The sequence below is a fragment of the Oleiphilus sp. HI0123 genome (assembly GCF_001635315.1).
This window is the reverse complement of sequence record NZ_LWGE01001265.1, coordinates 1-2,529: the sequence shown is the minus strand read 5'-3', so window position 1 is coordinate 2,529 and position 2,529 is coordinate 1. Positions and strand designations below refer to the sequence as shown.

General features: G+C 47.6%; 1 protein-coding gene. It reads right to left on the bottom strand.

What is annotated here, in order from left to right; genetic code table 11:
• Positions 1–2,529, bottom strand: a 2,529-nt coding sequence (locus A3761_RS14965) for a DUF5011 domain-containing protein (protein WP_156491874.1), incomplete at both ends; no start/stop codon positions are given.

The window sequence follows — 2,529 nt, the reverse complement described above, 5'->3', positions numbered from 1 at the left end:
CCGGCAGTATTAACGTCAACAGTACCGCTTGTGACGATGTTTGCACTGATATCACCGTCAATTACATCACTAGCAGTTGCGCCAGCGTCTGTATATAAAGTGCCTTGCTCATGATTAACTGTAGTACTACCGGTAATAGTGATGAGTGGAGCGCTTCGGTCTGCAACGATAATGTCTCGTGTTACGGTTGTCGCAGCATTGCTTTGTGAATCAGTCACATCATAACTGAGTGTATAAGTTCCAGCGGTATTTGAGTCGACTGAGCCTGTGATGACAATACTAGATGAAAGGTCTCCGTCTGCGGCATCTATTGCAGTGGCACCAGGGTCGGTAGAGGTAGTTTGCAGCTCGTGTAAAATGGGGTTGTCGCCAAGTAGCGTGATGGCCGGCACTCCGGTATCGACAACATTAATTGTACGAACTACCGTCGTTGCAGCGTTTCCTGCCGAGTCGCTGACATTATAGGAAAGTGTATAAGCGCCAATTGTGTTTGGGTCAACCGAGCCAGATACGCCAATATCGGCACTAACATCGCCGTCTATAATATCGGATGCTGTTGCACCAGGGCCAACGAATATGGTGCCTACTTCATGATCCAAAGGGTTTGCGCTAAGTAAGCTTATTACCGGTGCTGTGCGGTCAGCAACGTCAACAACTCTGCTGATTGGTGCGCCTGCATTGCCCGCGGCATCGCTTACGTTATAAGTGATGATATATACACCGGCGGTATCACTATCTACTGTATCTCCGCCGACTACAATACTCGTAGTGATGTCTCTATCGGTATTGTCATTTGCGCTTGCGCCAGCATCTGTATAGGGGGTTCGTAATTCATGCAGAACTGTTGAGTCGCCAGACAAAATGAGAGTTGGAGGTGTTGTGTCGTTTACGTTTACTGTTCTTATTTCGGTAGGTGCAGCGTTGCCAACTGAGTCCGAAACATCGTATGTGACATTGCATGTGCCTGTTAGGTTCGGGTTGACGGTATCTCCAGCTACGGCAATGCTGCTGCTTAAGTCTCCGTCGATTGCATCTGATGCAGTAGCGCCTGGATCGGTGTAGGCATTTCCAAGCTCGTGATCAAGAGGGTTGCTTCCAAGAAGGGTGATCGTTGGCGCGCCGGTATCGGCAACGATTACGTCGCGAGATATTGTTGTCGCTATATTTCCTGCTGCATCGCTTAGGTCATAAGAAAGTGTGTAAGTACCAGCAATGCTTGAATCAACAGAACCGCTGACGACAATGGAGCTGCTTAAGTCTTCGCCTGGAACATCTGATGCAGTAGCGCCAGGGTCGGTGAACGGGGTGTTTAATTCTTGATTATACGGGCTGGCGCCTATTAGCGTAATAATCGGTGCAGTGGTATCGACAACATTAATTGTGCGAGAAACGACTACTGCTGCATTGCCTGATGAGTCTGACACGTCGTAGTTTAGGACATAGCTTCCAACCGTATCGTTCGTGACGCTTCCTGAGATAATGATATTAGCCGTAATATCACCATCAACATTATCGGTGGCTGTGGCTCCTTCTTCTATATAAGTGTCGCCTTTTTCCAGAGTGATACTCGAAGCTCCGCTTAGTGTAATGCTAGGGATAGTTGTGTCTTGGACGATTACATTACGAGTGACAGTCGTTGCGATGTTTCCAACGGCATCCGAAACGTCGTAGGGCAGGGTGTAAGTTCCAGCAGTGTTTGCATCAACGGTTCCGGAAATAGTAATGTTTGCGCTGATATCTCCATCACGATTATCGATTGCTGTTGCGCCGGGTTCTATATAGCTGGTCAGTTGTTCAACGTATGTCGGGTCGTCGCCAGTAAGAGTAATAACGGGAGCGATGATATCCTCTTCTAGAACGTAGACCATTCTAGATACCGTATCAGCGTTGTTACCTGCGCTATCAACGACATCATATTCAACTAGTATTCCCGTAGGGTTTGGTACGGATGTATCGATAATAGTGGGAGTATCGATAACGTTCGGCCTAGTAACGACCTCAGATGTCAAATCCAAGTCTTCTGTATCATAAGCGGAGTAGCCGGGCTCGGAATATTCGTCGCCAACAATAAGTGTGACGTCAGTTGAGCCCGCTGATGTTTCGGCAAGAGTAATGATAGGTTTTTCATCAACGCCAGCTTCACTGGCTTTTAGTTGGATTGGTGTGCCAGCGGTGAAGTCAGTGAACTGGAAGCAGCCATCAATATCAGTGCTAGTTGATTGGTCAGATAAAGCTGTTTGGCTAAGTAATATATCAGCATTGACTGCTACACCGTTCTTTTCAAAGCAGCCGGTAATGCCAAACGGGATAACCCCTGTTTCGATAGCGTAAATCGTAGCGGTGGTTTGGTCTGTGTGCCAAAGATATTCGCCGTTCCAACTTAATCCTTTAGGGTCAGCTCCTGGTGTGTCAAAGAAGTCAACAACGCTACCGTCGCTTGGGTCAATGCGGTAAACCTTGAGTTCTTCTTGGTCAGCTACCCATAAGTCTCTACCGTCCCAGGTAATACCAAAAGGGCGAGCATTAGTG